Source organism: Abiotrophia sp. (assembly GCF_057275535.1).
Genome location: NZ_DBHIRJ010000003.1, coordinates 32,620 through 51,876 on the forward strand (window position 1 = coordinate 32,620; position 19,257 = coordinate 51,876).

The 19,257-nt window shown below is 43.3% G+C and carries 14 protein-coding genes; 1 reads left to right on the plus strand and 13 read right to left on the minus strand.

Annotated features, from left to right (window positions below):
• Positions 1–67: 67 nt before the first annotated feature.
• The 12 genes from tsf to ACO53F_RS02920 form a co-directional block, all read right to left on the minus strand.
• Positions 68–949: a translation elongation factor Ts gene (gene tsf / locus ACO53F_RS02865; RefSeq protein WP_485137223.1), complete on the minus strand. Its 882-nt coding sequence runs from the start codon at positions 947–949 to the stop codon at positions 68–70.
• 119 nt (positions 950–1,068) lie between these two features.
• A complete protein-coding gene (rpsB, locus tag ACO53F_RS02870; protein WP_035364286.1) occupies positions 1,069–1,833 on the minus strand; it encodes a 30S ribosomal protein S2 in 765 nt (254 codons plus the stop codon).
• 201 nt (positions 1,834–2,034) lie between these two features.
• The gene (locus tag ACO53F_RS02875; RefSeq protein ID WP_485137224.1) at positions 2,035–3,561 is read right to left on the minus strand and encodes an AMP-binding protein; all 1,527 of its coding nucleotides are present in this window, start codon (positions 3,559–3,561) and stop codon (positions 2,035–2,037) included.
• A complete protein-coding gene (locus tag ACO53F_RS02880; protein ID WP_485137225.1) occupies positions 3,548–4,810 on the minus strand; it encodes an Mbeg1-like protein in 1,263 nt (420 codons plus the stop codon). Before ACO53F_RS02880 ends, ACO53F_RS02875 begins: the two co-directional genes overlap by 14 nt.
• Positions 4,811–4,948: 138 nt before the next feature.
• Positions 4,949–5,530 carry a hypothetical protein gene (locus ACO53F_RS02885; RefSeq protein WP_485137226.1) on the minus strand — a complete coding sequence of 194 codons (582 nt, stop codon included), beginning with the start codon at positions 5,528–5,530 and terminating at the stop codon, positions 4,949–4,951.
• Positions 5,531–5,564: 34 nt separating this feature from the next.
• Complete coding sequence (gene floA / locus ACO53F_RS02890; RefSeq protein WP_070755627.1) at positions 5,565–6,557, minus strand: flotillin-like protein FloA; 993 nt, start codon at positions 6,555–6,557, stop codon at positions 5,565–5,567.
• Positions 6,557–7,171 carry an NfeD family protein gene (locus tag ACO53F_RS02895; protein ID WP_485137227.1) on the minus strand — a complete coding sequence of 205 codons (615 nt, stop codon included), beginning with the start codon at positions 7,169–7,171 and terminating at the stop codon, positions 6,557–6,559. Before ACO53F_RS02895 ends, floA begins: the two co-directional genes overlap by 1 nt.
• 77 nt (positions 7,172–7,248) lie before the next feature.
• Complete coding sequence (locus tag ACO53F_RS02900) at positions 7,249–8,874, minus strand: hypothetical protein (protein ID WP_485137228.1); 1,626 nt, start codon at positions 8,872–8,874, stop codon at positions 7,249–7,251.
• 130 nt (positions 8,875–9,004) lie between these two features.
• On the minus strand, positions 9,005–10,144 hold the full coding sequence (locus ACO53F_RS02905; RefSeq protein ID WP_485137229.1) for an AI-2E family transporter: 1,140 nt from the start codon (positions 10,142–10,144) through the stop codon (positions 9,005–9,007).
• 179 nt (positions 10,145–10,323) lie between these two features.
• Positions 10,324–12,927, minus strand: a complete 2,604-nt coding sequence (gene clpB, locus ACO53F_RS02910) for an ATP-dependent chaperone ClpB (protein ID WP_485137230.1) — start codon at positions 12,925–12,927, stop codon at positions 10,324–10,326.
• Between the two features lie 150 nt (positions 12,928–13,077).
• Positions 13,078–13,362 (minus strand): rhodanese-like domain-containing protein, encoded by a 285-nt coding sequence (locus tag ACO53F_RS02915; RefSeq protein WP_291428483.1) that lies wholly within the window; start codon positions 13,360–13,362, stop codon positions 13,078–13,080.
• A gap of 10 nt (positions 13,363–13,372) precedes the next feature.
• A complete protein-coding gene (locus ACO53F_RS02920; RefSeq protein ID WP_070755633.1) occupies positions 13,373–13,696 on the minus strand; it encodes a metal-sulfur cluster assembly factor in 324 nt (107 codons plus the stop codon).
• 135 nt (positions 13,697–13,831) lie between these two features.
• Here ACO53F_RS02920 and ACO53F_RS02925 point away from each other — a divergent pair, with 135 nt between their 5' ends.
• Positions 13,832–14,641, plus strand: a complete 810-nt coding sequence (locus ACO53F_RS02925; protein ID WP_485137231.1) for a Cof-type HAD-IIB family hydrolase — start codon at positions 13,832–13,834, stop codon at positions 14,639–14,641.
• Between the two features lie 114 nt (positions 14,642–14,755).
• Here ACO53F_RS02925 and ACO53F_RS02930 read toward each other — a convergent pair whose 3' ends face one another.
• Positions 14,756–18,463, minus strand: a complete 3,708-nt coding sequence (locus ACO53F_RS02930) for a Cna B-type domain-containing protein (RefSeq protein ID WP_485137232.1) — start codon at positions 18,461–18,463, stop codon at positions 14,756–14,758.
• Positions 18,464–19,257 lie beyond the last annotated feature (794 nt).

A 19,257-nucleotide genomic window follows, 5' to 3' on the forward strand; every position in this document is an offset into this window, starting at 1 on the left:
ATTTGCCTGATGAGTCCGTTTTTCAGAAAAAGCCCCAATCACTTGGGGCTTAGTCAATTAGACGAGCTTATTTACCCATTTGGGCAGCCACTTCGTCTGCAAAGTTATCTTGACGTTTTTCCATACCTTCGCCGACTTCATAACGGACAAAAGTTTTCACTTTGCCGCCCTTAGAAGCTACGAATTCAGCAACTGTTTGGTCAGGATTCTTAACGAATGCTTGTTCAGTTAAGCTGATTTCAGCTAAGTATTTGTTCATACGACCTTTAATCATCTTTTCAACGATGTTAGCTGGTTTGCCTTCGTTGAGGGCGATTTCGGTTTGGATTTTTTCTTCGTGTTTGTAGTCTTCATCAGATACATCTTCACGGCTTACGTAACGTGGGTTAATCGCTGCAACGTGCATAGCAACGTCTTTAGCTGCTACAGAGTCATCAGAACCTTCGATAACAGTTAAGACACCGATACGGCCACCCATGTGGAGGTATTCACCGAAAGCATCGCCATCAGCTTTAGACAATACTTCGAAACGACGAAGAGAAAGTTTTTCACCAATAACGGTTGTACCTTCTAAGATTAATTCTTCGATTGTCTTGTCGCCAACTTTAACAGCTAAAGCTTCTTCCATAGTAGCTGGTTTTGCTTCAGCAATAGCTTTAACAACAGTCGCTACTAATGCTTGGAACTTGTCGTTCTTAGCAACGAAGTCAGTTTCAGAGTTCAATTCGATTAAGGCAGCAGTGTTGCCGTCTACATAAGTAGCAGTAACCCCTTCAGCTGCGATACGGTCAGCTTTTTTAGCAGCTTTAGCTAAACCTTTTTCACGCAAGAAGTCTACCGCTTTGTCGATGTCGCCTTCAACTTCAACTAAAGCTTTTTTAGCGTCCATCATACCGACGCCAGTCATGTCGCGTAATTCTTTTACTAATTTTGCAGTAATGTTTGCCATTTTGTATGTTTCCTCCTCAGGTCTTATAAAAAACTGTCTCAACACAGGTCCCTAGCCTTGAGCCTATGGTTATCCTCCTGAATTAAGACAGTTCATGCTTATACTAAGTTAAGTAACGCTTAGGCTTCTTGGCCTTCGTTTGATTCAAACAAGTTGTCGAAGAAAGCTTTGTCAGTTGATTCTTCAGCGACAGCTTCTACAACCCCTTGGTTGCTTTCGATAACAGCGTCAGCCATAGCACCAGCGATTAAGCTGATAGCGCGGATAGCGTCATCGTTAGATGGGATTACTACGTCGATTTCATCTGGGTCACAGTTAGTGTCGACCATAGCAACGATTGGAATGTTTAATTTTTGAGCTTCTTGAACCGCGATGCGCTCTTTACGTGGGTCCACGATGAAGATAACATCTGGAATTCTTGGCATGTCTTTGATCCCGCCTAAGAATTTCTCTAAACGCTCTTGTTCCTTACGGATTTCGATAACTTCTTTCTTAGGAAGTACTTCAAAGGTCCCGTCTTCAGCCATTTTTTCGATAGCTTTCAAGCGACGGATACGGCCTTGGATAGTATCCCAGTTAGTCAAGAGACCACCCAACCAGCGGTGGTTGATGTAGTATTGACCTGAACGTACTGCATGTTCTTCAACAGCTTTTTGAGCTTGTTTCTTAGTACCAACGAAGAGTACTACACCGCCGTCAGCTGCTGCTTCACGCATGTAGTTGTATGCTTCGTCAACTAATTTAACGGTTTTTTGTAAGTCGATGATGTAGATACCGTTACGTTCTGTAAAGATGTAACGCTTCATCTTAGGGTTCCAACGACGAGTCTGGTGACCGAAGTGTACACCAGCTTCTAATAATTGCTTCATAGAAATTACTGACATTTCTATACCTCCATTTGGTTTAATATTTTTCCTCCGAACGTGTCACCTAGCAAGGAAACTTGGTTACCCAAGCACCGTCCTCACTATCAACGAACGTGCGAATTGGCGCATCGGGTGATGCAACCTTATATAATATACACCATCCCATAAGAAAAAGCAAGGCCTAAGTTAGGTCAAATCTTGCTCTATATCTCGAATTACTCAACTAAATATCTGTTGGCTAAGCGCTAGCCGTTTGACCTTCATGGTTGCGGTTCGTGGAATCTTCCCCCACTCCAAGATAATTGCTTGGTTGAGGTGAGGCATATCCGCCGTCAGATCCCACCAGGCTTGCCAATCCATGGTCATGCCATCATTGACTGCAATAACTGGCTGGGCATAGCCCATTGGGTCTCTAATAATGACCACTTCAGCCAAAAAATTCAGTTTATCCAAAAGGACATCCTCTAATGCAAGTGTACTTGGCAAGGCATCAACTAGGTCGACTTTGCGATCTTGCAAATAGAGATGGCCCCGCTGATCTATATAACCGTAGTCCCCACTATCCCACCATTCACCATAAACATTTTCAGCAAATCGCCCTTCTTCTTGATAATAAGTTAGCGCCCTGCCCTTGGAATAGAGTTGGATATGGCCTGGTTGGCCTTGCTTGACAGGATTACCCTCAGCATCACATATTCTGGCCTTGGTTAAGTCGCCTAGGCCTAGTCCCATGTCTCTGGCCTCGATATTAGCTAAGCTTCTTAAGCGATGGGCTCTTAGAATCATAGGCCCACATTCACTTTGTCCGTAGACCTGTAAGAAGACAGGATGGTTAGCCTTAGCTGCCTTCAAGAATGAAGCCATGGCATCGCTATTAATGGCATCAAAGGTCGAATGAAAGTACTTAGTCTCCTTGAATAGTTCCGGCTGGTCCTGCGCTAGACCACGCCATTGAACAAAATGATTAGGATGAGTTTCCACAGCATATGGTGGGTGTTCTCTGAAAGCAGCCTCCACTGAAGCTAGGTCAGGATTCGATAATGGCATCATGGGAAAGCCCAAGGACATGAGGCTAGAAACCCCAATATTGAAACGTGAATGGACAGGACTAACCAAAAAGCTACAGAGTTTTCTCTCTTGCATCTGGTCTAAGACCCGCTTCTGCCAGAGGGTACGCCAGCCCATAGTTCGACAAGAGTGACATATAAGCTTTGGAATTCCAGTTGTACCAGATGTATGGGTCATATAGGCAATAGCATCTAAGTCCAATTGTCTTGTCTTAAGCTCACTTTCTTCTTTCACTTCCAATATAGACTCAATACTTACATAAGTTGAGCTATTTGGGCTAGAAAGCTGAGAAACTGTCTTGGCTGTTTTATAGTCGTAGAGAAGAAAATGCCCTTGTCCCAGTCTTTGACCAAAAACTCGGATGACTTCGGCCGACAAATGATAAGACACCATGACGGGTACCGCTCCAAGCTTGGTCAGCGCCACCGCTAAAAGATAACTATCAAATGCAGGCGACTTGAAGATCATAACCTTACTGCCTGCTTCAATTCCTAATACAGCTAGCTGCCTAGCACGACGGTCAATAGCTTCAAGAACATCACAATAGTGAGTAGCTAGCCCTAATTCTGGGAAGGCAGGTAAGGCCTGGTCAAAATAAATCGGAATATCCGGCCATCGGCGGCTAGCAGTCGCAAAGTTATCATAGAGATTGAGAGGCTCATAATCAAATCGTGCCATGATCTGTTTCCTCGCTTATGGCTTGTGGCTCCCCTTCCTCTTCTACTTGCTTATCTTCAGATTTACCTGGCAATAGGGCGTCAGGAACTAGGTCCTTGATGAAGTTTGCTGCACTATCTAACTTACCTTGAACGACTTCCAAGAAATTGGCATTTGTTTCATCCCCCTGCTCCTTATAGATGGCTTGGAGCTGAGCGAATCCTTCTTTTAGCAAGTCACTATCCTCTGTATCACGGATTTCACGTTGTAGCGAGATAAGAAACATGAGAAAATTGTCGCCTATCTCATTCAAGGTTTCAATACCTGTAGCCTCAATAATGCCAAATATGGCACCGAAGAATTCTTCTAACTCTTGGGCAGAATGCTGGTCAACCCATTGACCAAGAGTAGCTTGAAGACGCTGACTCCCTGGGGTTACCGACTCTACTTCCTTGAAACTCACCTTATCAATTTGCCAGTTCTCTAGCAGGTGTTGCATCATGCTAATGCCTTTGCAAGCAACCACCTTGGCTTGAACTGTATGGAAGAGAATCTGACTGACCACAGCGTCCTCCGGTTGGAAGGCATGGATCTTAGACTCAATGGCCAAATAGCCCTCTGTTTCTAGAAAATCCCGTTGGTAACCTGGCCCATCGTAAGCATAAATGGCCGACACTTGATTCTGTAGCTTTTTATCAAGTTGACTAGCGGCATAAATTGCTAAGTTGGCTCCTTTAGAGTGACCAGCTATAATATATTGACCATCAAATTCAGTCATGACTTTAGTTAGGTATTCTCTAGCAGCATCCTGAGCCGGCACCTGGGTTTGGTGGCTCATATTGAAGTCTTCTTTCCAACCCACAATCGTTTCATCTGTCCCACGGAAAACTACCAAATAGGTATTAAGTTCCGGAATATAGAAGGTTGCCGCCGCAAACTGCTTTTCTAACTTAAGGTCTAAGTCGGATTGAAAACCGAAAATCTTAATATTGCGATAACGTGATGCTTGGGCTGCGGCCTTAGCAACCTCAAGCCGTCCCTTGGAAATTAAGAAAGGATTTTCCTCTTGAATTTCTTTTTTGTCTTGAGCAAACTGCTGGTAAAAATCCATGACAGAAATGGCTTTTGATTCGGATATAACATGACTGACATAATCATCTAACTTGAGATAGACCATTTCAACCATAACTGCAATATCCACCTCATTGAGAGGTTGAAGCTCAAAATCAACATGGCCAATATTTTTGATATACTGTTTAAAATCTGACATTTAGTCATCCCTCTTTTCTGGACTTAGAAATCCTACTTTCATCCTAGCACTTTGGGCAATAAAAGCAAGTTTCCTGATTATTTTGTGTCTAACTATACACAAAAAGAGGTAGGAATCACTTCCTACCTCTATACCTTATCATTTAGATTGATACTTTGGTTTGAGAATCTCACTGTAAATAACCGCATCCTTAAGGGTCTTGCGATTGAGCGTGATGAGTTTAGAGCCACGGCCTGAACGGTGTTGATTAGAAGCACCTATACGTTCAAGTTGAATGGCATCTGTATCAGTTTCTGCCAAGGACCAATCTTGGTCACTGGCACCCCACTGATCAGTCAAGGAGGCATCCATTTGCGCTTGAGCCTGATCAAACTCAACCTCGTCCAACATAGACTGGCCAGCTTCTCCACGTGCTTGCAAGAGATTATCTGCTTCAATTTCTTGGGCTCCAAGAGCTTGATCCAGCTCTTGGTTAAGATAATCGATCTTATCTTCTAATGAGGCTCTCTCCTGATCAGTGAGATTAGGATCCTGTGCTGCAGCCATAAGCACATTCAATTGCGCTGACAGATTTCTTAGTGAATACTGAGGGTCTACTTGAGGCATTGGGTCCTGGCGGAATCTTGCTTGCTTGCCCGCCACATTATCACGAATCATGTCCCGAATTTTAGGAATGAGGAAAGACGCGAGGAAAATCAGCAAAAAGATATAGCCTCTCATTGGTTCACTCCCCTTTCATCATGACTTAAGTGTCCTATTCAGAAATCACTGTATCGCCGGCTGGTTTTTCATCCTTAGCAATGGATTCACGCATAGCAGTATCGGCTTGGATATTTTGTAATTGATAGTAATCATGAATGCCTAGGTTGCCTTTGCGGAAGGCTTCAGCAATTGCTAATGGCACTTCAGATTCTGCTTCAACTACTTTGGCGCGCATGCGTTGAACTTCGGCCAACATTTCTTGTTCTTGGGCCACCGCGAAGGCACGACGTTCTTCAGCCTTAGCCTGAGCAATCTTCTTGTCCGCTACAGCTTGGTCAGCTTGCAATTTAGCCCCGATGTTACGGCCCACATCAACGTCCGCAATATCAATGGATAGAATTTCAAAGGCAGTCCCTGAGTCTAAGCCTTTACGTAAAACAGTTTGGGAGATAGAGTCTGGGTTCTCTAGGACAATGGAGTGCTTAGCGGCACTACCTACGGTTGTAACAATACCTTCACCTACACGGGCAATGATGGTTTCTTCACCAGCCCCCCCGACTAAACGTTCAATGTTGGCGCGAACGGTCACTTTGGCTTTGGCCTTAACTTCAATCCCGTCCATAGCGACACCCGCAATAATTGGAGTTTCAATCACTTTAGGGTTAACCGATACTTGAACGGCTTCAAAAACGTTCCGCCCTGCCAAATCAATGGCAGCTGCTTGTTCGAATTCCAAGTCAATATTGGCACGTTGAGCCGCAATTAAGGCATCAATAACCATGTTGACATTCCCACCTGCTAAGTAGTGGGCTTCAAGTTCATTTGTATTAATGACTAAGCCTGCTTTGGTTGCCTTAATCATTGGGTTAATAATCATTTTTGGCACAACCCGCCGCAAACGCATCCCGATTAAATTCCCAATCCCCACTTTAACACCAGAGAAGTAGGCAGTAATCCATAAACCTACTGGTACAAAGCGGAAGAAGAGGCTAATCAGTACTAATAAGACGATAATTAATAAACCTAATGGAATCCATCCATTCATTATGCTTCTCCTCCTTTTCTAACAACAAGTGTCCCTTGGCTGACAGCCTGCACCGCAACCGTCGCCCCTTGACTAATAAAGTTGTGGGCACTTCGCGCCTCATAGACTTGGCCATCCACTTCAACTTTACCAATCGGTTTCAAATCCGAAATAGCATGTCCTGAGTGACCAATGAGCGGGTGATCAGCGCTAGAAGCCTGGTCTCCTTGTCTTCCTCGAGCATGAGAGTTAATCTGCGCATCTAGAATTAAGGCTTCATTGACCTTAATCGTTAGTCCCAACTTGATTAGGACGAAGAATACGGTCACACTGACAAGTCCAATCCCGAAGAGTAAGAGCCAAGTCTCTTGCCAATTCTGTGTGTGGTATTGAAGTACTAGAGCCATAACGATAGAACCCACGACACCTGCAAAACCTGTTTGCGGTAAGTAGAACTCTAGGATGACCATGACTACCCCAACTGAAAAAATGATAAAGGGTAAGAGCCCGTCAGACTGCCAAGCCTCAAAATACCAAGCAAAAGACGCTAAAGCTAAAAGTGCAGTCGGTAACTTCTGCTTGAAAAAGAGTGTGGCCGTTGCAAATGCAACCCCCAACAAGATAAGTAGATACACGAGTTATTCCTCCTCTCAAGTCTCTAAGTCTATTATAGCACTTTCACTAAAGTCTGAAAACTATTTACACGAGGTTACTAATTCGATTCTTCATAAGATGAGAGCTCTTCAATTGGTTTAGCATTTTTGGCCTCGCTAGGAAGCTCAAATTTCATATCTGAGACCTTATTATGGCGACTAAAGGATATTTTAGCATGCTGGATTTGAGGGCTCCCTCCTATTTGGGTCTCTACCTTCAAATCAAGTGATTGGAGATAATGTTCCTTTTTAGAAACTTCTAGAGTCAAACTAAACTTGCCTTGCCTTTCATTTGAGTCTGTCCCCGTCAAATCCATTAGCAAGTCTCTTGATAAATCACCAAGGAGCCCAAGTTCATGGCCTTCCAATTTCAGAAAATAACTTGTTTCCGATTCTTCAAGGGTCATTTTTCCAGTTAACTTTTTGTCTGCTAAGACCGTCAGCAGACGCTGGTATTCTGGTTTGATATCCTCTGTTTTAGCTGTCGATACCGTGTACCATTGGCTATTAAGACGCCCATAAAAGGTTTTGTCATTCAAGCCCTTTATGATTTCAAGGAAACGTCCATCAGGATAGCCATGATCTAGAATACCAAAGTAATGAAGTCCGATGATTTGCCCAACCTTATCATAGGCCATATCACCTTCTAAGACTGTGACATTGGTCTTGTCATCTGATAAGATAATTTTCTCGAAGGACATGAAAACCGAAGAAAGTAGCCGCTCTCGCCATACTTTTTCCATGATTTGACTAGCCTTAGGAGTGGACTCACGACTTTGGCTGGAGTCAGCAGCTTCATTTGTTTCATCACTTGATTCAGTCCTATCAGAACTGCTGTCCTCTTCCAAGACAGCGTCTTGCGTCCATGGGGCCAAGGTCAGATCTTTCTCAGAGACTTGATTAATATCTGCTACCGATAGCTCTGCGGACCGCTGTTCTTGATCGTCTTGATAGTGATAGCTTAAGCCCTTAAGATTAAAATCCTTCTGGTCGATTATGAGCTCAAGACTACTCTTTTCTTGACCGACTTTATCTCGCCCAATACTAAAGAGGAAAAGGTGGGTTAAGGACTGGTCCTTGTCACTGATGTAGACATGATAACTCGAATCTTTAAGTTCAACCTTAGCGTATGGGGCGTCAAGTAAAATTATCGTTGTAAGAATATCCTGGTAATTGACATAGGCAAAGGGGTAAGTTATCTGACTATAGCTAGGTTGATCAGTCTCTAATTTCGTATACAAAAGATAGTCATCTTGAGCTTTCTTAGTCAAGTAATACTCAATTTTAAGTATGCTAGCCAAATTGTATTCTTCATGATTAAAGGAAAGTGTCGGCTCACTCTTCTGGTCATCACTGACTTCGAATTTATTCCAAGCTATATAGGCATCTTCACTTGGCACAGAAAACTCCTTAGTTTTTCGTGAGGTCTTTGCTGTGATTTTAACACTTAAAACCTTTTGTCGTGCTTGCTCTAACTTATCCTGTAATTCAGGAAAGGTCATACGTTCAGTCGCTTCAGATATCTGTGAACTTCCCTCACTTGCTTTAGAACTTTCCTCATTAGAACTATCCTCAGTGGAAGCATCTAAAATAGGTGGGCGTGCAGCGACACTTTGGCCCGTATAGTTGACAAGAAAACTTAATCCCAAACAGCCTACTAACAAATGCTTAGTCAAGTGTTTCATCTTATTAACCCCCTTACCCTCGAGTAGCTATATCAAAGGATAAAATTGATAGTTCAATTATAACATAAAGCTTTTACAGTCACCAAATAATCCTATTAAAATAGCGAGAGTCAGGCTCTCGCTATCTAACTTATTCTAGAATGGTTAAGGTTTGGCGTTTCTCCCGCATGAGGACATCTCGGCCCAATAATTTGTAGAGGGTCGCTGCTAATGGAATCCCCAGAATCATGCCTGAAATCCCCATTAGACCACCACCTACTGTGAAGGCTACTAAGACCCAGAGACCAGGTAAACCAATGGATCCACCCACCACACGTGGATAGATTAGGTTCCCTTCCAATTGCATGATAATGATGACCATGACTAGGTAAAAGAGAGCCTGGCTTGGTGAAACTGCCAATAGCATCAAGGTCCCTACTGCCGCTGAAATATAGCCGCCAATAATTGGGATTAAGGCCATAACCCCAGCGATCACACCCAACATGCCCGCATATGGCAGGTTGAAGATACTAGCAGCCACTGTCACTAGGCTACCCAGAATGATGCCTTCCAAGGTCATCCCCACGAAGAAATTGGTGAAGGATTCATTCATCAGTCGAATAATATCTAAGAAAGTCTGAGCGTGGCTAGGTTTCAAGTAGGCCATAATGAGCCGCTTACTTTGTACCAAAAGACGTTCCTTAGACCCCAAAATATAGAGGGCCACCATCAAGGACAAGATGGAGTTAATGGTATTAGATGCTACCCCAGTAATTGTGGTAAAGGTAATGTTTAAGAAGTTAGAAGACAAGCTGTTAAGAACTGTCATGGATTGTTGAATCAGGCTGCCCCAGTTGATATTAAGCTGTGACATGAGGGTCTGCAGCTGAGGAAAATAAGCATCATACTCTTCAATCGCCTTCTGTAGCCAAGTGCTGACACTTGGAATTACCTCAATAAAACGACTAATAGCGGTCGATAACTGTGGTAAGACTAGGACCAGAATCATAATCACTGCTAGGACGAAGGTCAAGAGAGATAAAAACATAGACACCGGGCGTTTGAGTGATTTGACACCAGGTACTTGCGCTTGGACTTTGGTCAGCAACCCCTCATAGCGCACCATGAGTAGATTCAAGATATAAGCAAAAATAGCCCCGTTAATAATGGGTCCTAAAGTCTTATAGATTGAGCCGACTAAGCCCATAATGGAATTCCAGTTCCATACCCCCAAGACAATAAGGGTGATTAAACCAATGTATTTCATAATATATTTATCGTAGCGTGCCATAGCGCTCCTCCTAGCAATCCTAATCAAGCAATAAGTCATTGGGATTGTCAAAATCACGAGAGATTAACTCTTTATGCTTAATTTTACCTTACGCTAGGCTAGAAAGAAAGTCAAGTAAATAAGAAGGCCTTGCAAATTAAAAAAAGATGACTAAGTTAACTTAGTCATCTTACTAGCCCTTATTCTTGATTAGGTTTTGATTCAAAGACCAGGTGGTCGTCCTCTAAGTGCACCATCACATGGGAGTTAGGTTCTATGTCCCCAGCAATGATAGCCTTAGCTAATGGCGTTTCTAATTCGCGCGTCATATAGCGCATGAGTGGCCGCGCCCCGTAGACTGGATCATAGCCGTTATGAGCTAACCAAGTGGCTGCTTGGTCATCTAATTCTAGGCTAATATCTTGGTAAGCCAAACGTTCTTGCAGGCTCTTCAAGAGTTTGAAGACAATCTTATTCATGTGGCTTTGTGCCAATGGTGTAAAGAGTACGGTGTCGTCAATCCGGTTGAGGAACTCTGGCTTGAAGTGTTGACGCAAGAGTTGACGCACTTGAGCTGCGGTCTCTGGATTGATGCTGCCATCGTCCTCTACTCCTTCTAACAAGAGGCTTGAGCCGATGTTAGAGGTCATGATTAGGACAGTATTCTTGAAGTCCACTGTCCGACCTTTAGAGTCAGTCAAGCGTCCGTCGTCAAGAACTTGAAGCAGGATATTGAAGACGTCTGGGTGGGCCTTTTCAATTTCATCTAATAAGACGATTGTATATGGTGTCCGACGCACAGCCTCTGTTAATTGGCCACCCTCTTCATAACCTACATAGCCTGGAGGAGCCCCTACCAGACGAGAGACATTGTGTTTCTCCATATACTCGGACATATCAATCCGAACCAGATGGCTTTCTGAGTCAAAGAGCGTTTCTGCTAAAGCTTTAGCTAACTCTGTCTTCCCTACCCCAGTAGGTCCTAAGAAGAGGAAGGAACCAATTGGACGGTTAGGGTTTTGTAAGCCGGCACGAGAACGTAAGACAGCTTCCGCTACCTTATCAACGGCCTCGTCCTGACCAATGACGCGTTCATGTAGGGTGTCGCTAAGCTTAAGTAACTTCTCACGTTCACCTTCAACCAGTCGATTAACCGGAATTCCTGTCAAACGACCTACAACCTGCGCGATTTCCTCGTCAGTTACTGATTCTTGGGTCAGACGTTCATGACGTGGCACAGTTTCTTTGGCTTCAAGCTCTGCTAATTCCTTCTCTAATTGCGGAATCTTACCATGGCGCAGGACGGCTGCCTGTTCCAAATCGTAGCTAGCTTCGGCTTCTTCGAGTTGGTGGCGAGCCGCTTCTAACTCCAGACGTTTGTCACGCATTTTGTTTGAAGCTTCTTTTTCGATTTCCCAACGCATTTTGAGCATGTTGGCTTGTTCGCGTAAATCAGCCAATTCTTCTTGTAAGTTCTCTAGGCGTTTCTTACTTGCTTCGTCGTGTTCTTTCTTAAGTGCCGCTTCTTCGATTTCAAGTTGCATGAGACGACGATTGACTTGGTCCATTTCTGTCGGCATAGAGTTAATTTCGACCCGAATGGTTGCGCAAGCTTCGTCGACTAAGTCAATGGCCTTATCAGGTAAGAAGCGATCAGTAATGTAGCGGTTGGACAGGATAGCGGCTGCCACCAAGGCGTTGTCATGAATGTTAACCCCGTGGTGGATTTCGAAGCGTTCCTTAAGCCCCCGTAAGATAGAAATAGTATCTTCCACTGTTGGCTCTTGAACTAGTACCCGTTGGAAACGACGTTCCAAGGCCTTATCCTTTTCGATGTTCTCGCGGTATTCGTCTAAGGTAGTGGCACCAATACAGTGCAACTCCCCACGCGCCAACATAGGTTTAAGCAAGTTGCCGGCGTCCATGGCACCGTCAGTCTTACCAGCCCCTACAATCAGGTGAATCTCATCAATGAAGAGCAAGATTCTGCCTTCTGACTGTTTCACTTCCTTAAGAACCGCTTTGAGACGTTCTTCAAATTCACCGCGATACTTAGCGCCGGCAATCAAGGCCCCCATATCAAGGCTATAGATTTCCTTGTCTTTGAGGTTCTCAGGTACATCGCGTCTTACAATACGATGGGCTAACCCTTCCACAATGGCAGTCTTACCAACACCTGGTTCCCCGATTAAGACTGGGTTGTTCTTAGTCTTACGTGACAAAATTCGGATGACATCCCGAATTTCTTCGTCACGCCCGATAACTGGATCTAGTTTATTTTCTCTAACGGCTTGGACAAGGTTTGTGGCATACTTGGCCAAAGCTTCATAGGTTTCTTCTTGGTTTTGTGATGTCACGCGTGATCCTCCTCTCAATTGATCGATACGTTCTTTTAATTTAGACTCACTGATATCATGTTGATTCAAGAATTGAGTCAAGGGGTTGCCCTTTTGCTGATAGAGGGCAAGAAGAATGACCTCAGTTGATAAAAATTCATCCTTATTGTCCTTAGCAATCTTGTTAGCTGCTGCAAAAAGTTGGTTAAGTCGTTGGCTAATAGCTTGGCCATACTGGACATTGCTTCCTGATACGACACTGATTGCGTCAATCTCCTTGTTGACTAGTTGGCGAAATTCTTCCATTGGAACGCCAATTTCTTCATAGAGACGTGCCGCGAATTCATTAGGTTGAATCAGAACATGCCAGAGATGAGGAATATCAATTTCCTGATGTTGCCGAGTTATGGCAATCTGTTGCGCTTGAGCCAAAGCTTCTTGCATGGTTGTTGTCATTTTTTCAATCATCTTAGCACCTTCCTTTATAGTTGTTTAGTCAAAAATAGTCAGTGTTTTTAGTGTTTAATAAGAGCCCAATCTTGGGCACATTCTTAGTATAGCCCAAAAGTCAAAAAAGGTCAAGAGTTTTCTCTGACCTTTTTTGACTTTAAACTTTTCTTAACCTTTTAAACCAGGTGTATAGTTATAAATGTTGCTGAAGCCAGCTGCTTCGAGACTTTGTGCCACACGACGTGACTTAACACCTCGGTTACAGTAAACCGCAATTGGTAAAGTCTTGTCTCTATCAGCTAAATCCGTCAAGATGGTTTCCTCAGGATGATGAAGTGCTCCTTCCATATGACCTTCTTCATAATCCGCTTGAGACCGGACATCAATGACTAGTCCCTCCGGATTTTGTGCTTTGAAATCCTCAACGGCTTGTAAATCTGCTAACTCACGCATAATATCCCTCCTATAATTTAACGCCTAAGGCGATACGGGCATAGCGACTCATGCGACTTGGGTCCCATGCTGGATACCAAACCAACTCAACCTTAACTTCTTTAATTTGGTCAATCTTAAGCAAAGCCTGTTTGACATCATTGATGATAACGTCTGCTAAAGGACAACCAATTGTGGTCAAGGTCATCTGAACTTCACAGACCCCTTCTTCGCTTAAATCGACTTCATAAACCAAGCCAAGATTGACGATATCAATTCCCAGTTCTGGGTCAATCACTTCTTCCAAAGCGGTTTGAATCTGGGTCTGTAGTTTTTCTGTTAGTTCTTGACTCATGGTCACAAGCCCCTTTCCTTGGCAATTACTCCTTCATTGTAAGCTATTTAATAGAAAAATCAAGCATCTTGCCTGTCATTAAGAGTTGAAAGCCAAGGCAGAAATGGCTATACTAAGATGATAAGGAGGATTTCCATGCAAGCCTATCTCATCGCCATTGATTTAGATGGCACAACCTTAAATAATCAATCACAATTAAGTCCCTACACTATTCAAGTTCTACAAAAAGTACGGGATATGGGACATCTCGTTGTCATTGCTACTGGGCGACCTTACCGCAACAGCCAACAATTTTACAAGGCAATTAACCCTCAGGCGCCCATTCTTAACCTTAATGGAGCTTATGGCCACTATCCTGGTCGTCCCAACTGGCAAGCACGCTATGAAGCAGAAGTCCCACGGGAATTAGCTCTCAAAATTATGGATCAAAGTCGAGACCTAGGTGTTTCCTTAGTCTGTGCTGAAGGTCCCGGTTACGTCTTTGTTTCTAGTTATGATATTCCGGATAGTCCCTTCTTCCAAGTTGATCCAAACGATCTAACCTTGATGACACCAGAGAGTCTGACCTTTGGCCCGACATCACTTAGCGTCTTTTCAACCGCTGAGACTCAAGAGCCAATTAAGAAATTGCTCTTAAAAGAATATGGACAACAGGTCGATATTGATATTTGGGGCGGCACCCTTCCCTTTTTGGAAGTGGTTCAGAAAGGCGTCAATAAAGCTTATGGGATTGATCGCTTAGCCCAGTTCTACCATATTCCCAATTCCCATATTATGGCTTTTGGCGACCAACACAATGATCTGTCTATGATAGCTTATGCTGGTCGTGGTGTAGCCATGACAAATGCCATTGAACCACTTAAAGCAATTGCTGACGATATAACATCTTACACAAATGACCAAGACGGCTTAGCTCGTTACTTGGTTGAATTCTTCAAGCTATAAGCAAATCCCTCCCCTATACAAGGGGAGTTTTTTAGGCCCTAAGTACAAAAAAACTCAGAGCTCAAGCTCTGAGTTTTTACGCATTTAGGGATTGCGTCTATTGGTCGCACTAACTTAGTTACGTCGACCTACTGGAGAAATGACGTAAGCTGCTGCTAATAAGAAGCTTAAGCCTGCCAAACCAGTTAAGAATGTACCATATTCACCAGTCTTAGGTAATTCACGCTTACCAGAAGGAGTTGGTGGGGTTGGTGGTTGATCGACTGGCTTACGTGAGTTAATAACCGTTGCTGAAGAAGCGGTTAAGTTCTCAACCTTCCATTCATAGCCACCTTGGTTAGAAGGATCTAACTCATCAACAGTGTAGACACTTGGAGTAGTAGTCCCATCTTGATAGAGTGGTAAATCAGTCCAAACAACTTGACCGTCTTCTTTTGGCACATCACGAAGTTCGCCATAAGCTTGGCCATCACGTTTTAATTGGAATTTAGCATTTGGACGTTTCATGTCAGCATCAAAACCACGCCATTGCTTATTAACGGTGAAGTTAGTTTTTTTGTTTTGAAGCGTGTTAGTTACAGTCACAGTGCTTGCTGTTTGATCAGCATAGTTCGCTGCATATGGTGAATCCGCTGCTTGTACTTCTTGAACAGTGTAGACACTTGCTTCAGTCTTACCTTCTTGGTAGTATGGTAAGTTAGTCCAAGCAACTTGACCATCAACTGTTGGAACAGCTTGCGGTTGGCCATAAGCTACTCCATCACGGTAGAGTTGGAATTGAGCTTGAGGGCGAACTGAAGGATCTTTATCGCCTTTCCAAACTTTACTTGCAACAAAACCAGTTGTCTTGAAGGTATTTGTGACGGTCACATCACCATTAGCATCAGAAGTGTAGGTAACTTCATAGCCATTTGGTGTTTCAGTTAATTCTTCTACAGTGTAAACAGAAGCCTCAGTCTTACCATCTTGGTAGTATGGTAAGTTAGTCCAAGTGACTAAACCGCCTTCTTTTGGCACGTCCTTAGCTTCACCATAGTTAGCACCGTCACGTTTGAGTTGGAACTTAACGGCTGGACGTTTGCTTGCGTCTTGATCGCCTGCCCATACCTTGGTTACTTTGAACTCGGTAGTACGGTAAGTATTGGTTACAGTTGCACTTGTAGCAGTTTGGTTGCTATAGGCAACGTCATAACCAGTACCTTCTACACCTGTTTCTTCAACAGTGTAGACAGATGGATCAGTCTTACCATCTTGGTAGTATGGTAAGTTAGACCAAGTTACTTCACCGCCTGCTTGTGGTACGTCTTTGGCATCGCCATAGTTAGCACCGTCACGCTTAAGTTGGAACTTAACAGCCGGACGTTTGCTTGCATCTTGGTCGCCAGCCCATACTTTGGTTGCTTTAAATTCAGTGCTGCGGTAGGTGTTGGTTACAGTAGCGCTTGTTGCGGTTTGATCACTATAAGCTACTTCATAGCCAGTACCTTCTACGCCAGTCTCTTCTACTGTGTAAACAGATGGATCAGTCTTACCATCTTGGTAGTATGGTAAGTTAGACCAAGTTACTTCACCGCCTGCTTGTGGTACGTCTTTGGCATCGCCATAGTTAGCACCGTCACGCTTAAGTTGGAACTTAACAGCCGGACGTTTGCTTGCATCTTGGTCGCCAGCCCATACTTTGGTTGCTTTAAATTCAGTGCTGCGGTAGGTGTTGGTTACAGTAGCGCTTGTTGCGGTTTGATCACTATAAGCTACTTCATAGCCAGTACCTTCTACGCCAGTTTCTTCTACTGTGTAGACAGATGGATCTGTCTTACCATCTTGGTAGTATGGCAAGTTAGACCAGCTTACTTCCCCACCCGCTTGTGGTACGTCTTTGGCATCGCCATAGTTAGCGCCATCACGTTTGAGTTGGAACTTAACGGCTGGACGTTTGCTTGCGTCTTGATCGCCAGCCCATACTTTAGTCGCCTTAAATTCAGTGCTGCGGTAGGTGTTGGTTACAGTAGCGCTTGTTGCAGTTTGATCACTATAAGCTACTTCATAGCCAGTACCTTCTACGCCAGTCTCTTCTACTGTGTAGACAGAAGGCTCAGCCTTACCATCTTGGTAGTATGGCAAGTTAGACCAGCTTACTTCCCCGCCTGCTTGAGGTACGTCTTTGGCATCACCATAGTTAACACCATCACGTTTGAGTTGGAACTTAACAGCCGGACGTTTGCTTGCATCTTGGTCACCTGCCCATACTTTGGTGGCTTTGAATTCGGTTGGACGTTTCTTGTTCTCGATTGTACGAATTACACCTGATTCAGTTACGGTTACTTCTGTCACGTCAGTAGATAACTCATAACCTTCTGGGGCAGTTTCTTCTTGAATCTTAAAGGTCCCTTTAGAAGCTAAAGTATCCTTAATTACGTCAGAGATAGTTGAACCATCTTCACCCGTAGGAGCTAAGCGGAACTCGTTACCATCTGGGTCGGTTACTTTAAAGACCGCGCCCGCTAAAGGCTTCTTAGTTTCAGCATCTACCTTATTAATCACAATACGGTAGGCAACATTCAATTGAATAGCCCCGCCTTCCGTCAAACTGCTACGACGACGAACTTCCTCTTTCATGCTATTGTTTGTTGCGTTATTAGGGAGGGGTTTATCATCACCTTGAACAGAAATCACGTTCCCAACGTTACTCCCATCCCCAGGAGCGGTTGTTTTATAGTCCAAAATGAAAGGTTTACCAGATGGGTTGAAGATAGTCATTTTGAACTTAGTGTAGTTATCACTGAAGGTAATAGAATAGTCACTACCTTCTTCTAATTCATAACCATCATCTAAACCCCAGTTCTGATTAATCTTTTTACCCGACCAGAGACGGAAGCTTTCAGGGATAAACTGCATGTCCCCACTACCCTGGGAAATTTCATCATAAACGACGAATTTATTGTATTTGGCTTGGCTTGCGTTAAGACGAACACGCCAAGGGTGAACATAATTACCAGTTGTTCCTAAAGCAGCAGACTCCCAAGGATCTTCAATCATAACACCCCAGTATTTGTTAAAGTTCTCTCCGCTTAGGTAAGGACCGTTGTCAGTGACTGGGCCACGCGGATCTACTTTTAACATGATATCTACGCCTGCAGCGACACCTTTATCTTTAAGGCGAATAGTAACTGGAGTTTTAATTGTATCAGATTTAAACTGTACAAAGAAACTTCCCTGTACACCATAAGCAGCATCCGCTTTTTTAGCTTCAAGGTATTTTTCTAAGTTTTGAATACTGATATGAACTGAACCTCCTTGACCAGGGCCGTTAGAAGTAACTTCCGCTACCCCAACGGCAATGCCGGTTGGACCATCTATCAAGTCAAAACTCCCTGCTTGAACTGTTAGAGGTGCTGGAATTTCATACTCAAAGTAATCCCCATTGTTCAAGTTATAATCATAGTCTGATAGGTTAAATTGCATTTCAAAACCGAAAAGCGCTCCTTCTTTTAAGACGTAGTTACCGTCTTCATCCTTGGTTGCTTCACGTGCATTGTTGTAGTCCCATACTATGGCACTTTTAACCGCATTGTGTAAAACCTTAGGAGTCCCATTAACATTAACAGCTTGAGCCTGAGGTAAGGCTGCTTCTTCTTCAGTTTCTGATGAAGAGTTTTCGGTAGCATCATTAGTTGATGCCGAATTTACAGACGAAGAGACAAGCTCCTCGACATCGGATGCGCTACTGACATCCTGAGCAAAAGCCTCTAACGGGCCTGATAAAACACTGAAGATGAGCATTAAGATGGCAAACAGTTTTGCCCATTTAACATTTTGCTTCATTCATTCTCCTCCTTTTGATTAAGACATCCTTATGGCAACAGAACACTCTTTGACGAAGGCCCTTGTGGGGCAAAGCCCTGTTTCTATCAGAATGAGTAGCCAAGTTCTTAATCGCTATTCGTTGACTAGTTACATTCAGGTTGCCTGAATTCACTAGGTTAACCTAAATACCTATTCGTTATATATCGTTCTCCTGCAAAGAGTGCCGACCCATCTTAAACAGTTTCAACTCCCATAAGACTATTTAAAGGTCCTCCCTAAATGCAACAATGACCATTATCTTTCTTAGTTAGATATTAACATCGAACAAACATGGTAGACATCTCAGGACTTAAAGACAGTCTCATGACAATTACTGTAGAAAACTTTTGCATATATAACTAGTCACGGATATTATAACAAAAAGGTTACGCTCTGTAAATGAAAAATACGTTAATTATCACTATATCTTGTTATAATCATTCGGAATACACCCCATATATAGCTGTTACCCTCTGTATATAGGGGATTCTGGGCCCTTGTTTAATAGCTGTAGTAATGCTGTTACATTGTATGCTAGAAAACACGAACTTTATACTAATTACCCAAAATATCGTACGCAATATGTCTAGATATATAGACAGGTGTCTATTCCATATATAATTGTTTAGACATATCGCACTGTCTAAACACCTATATAGTGGAATATGTCTGTAAATGTCATTGTGATTTCATATATATTTTCTTCCTTAACATGAACATTAGCTTGCTAAAGATGCAATTTATAGCATAAAAAAAGTAGCTAAACCATCCGT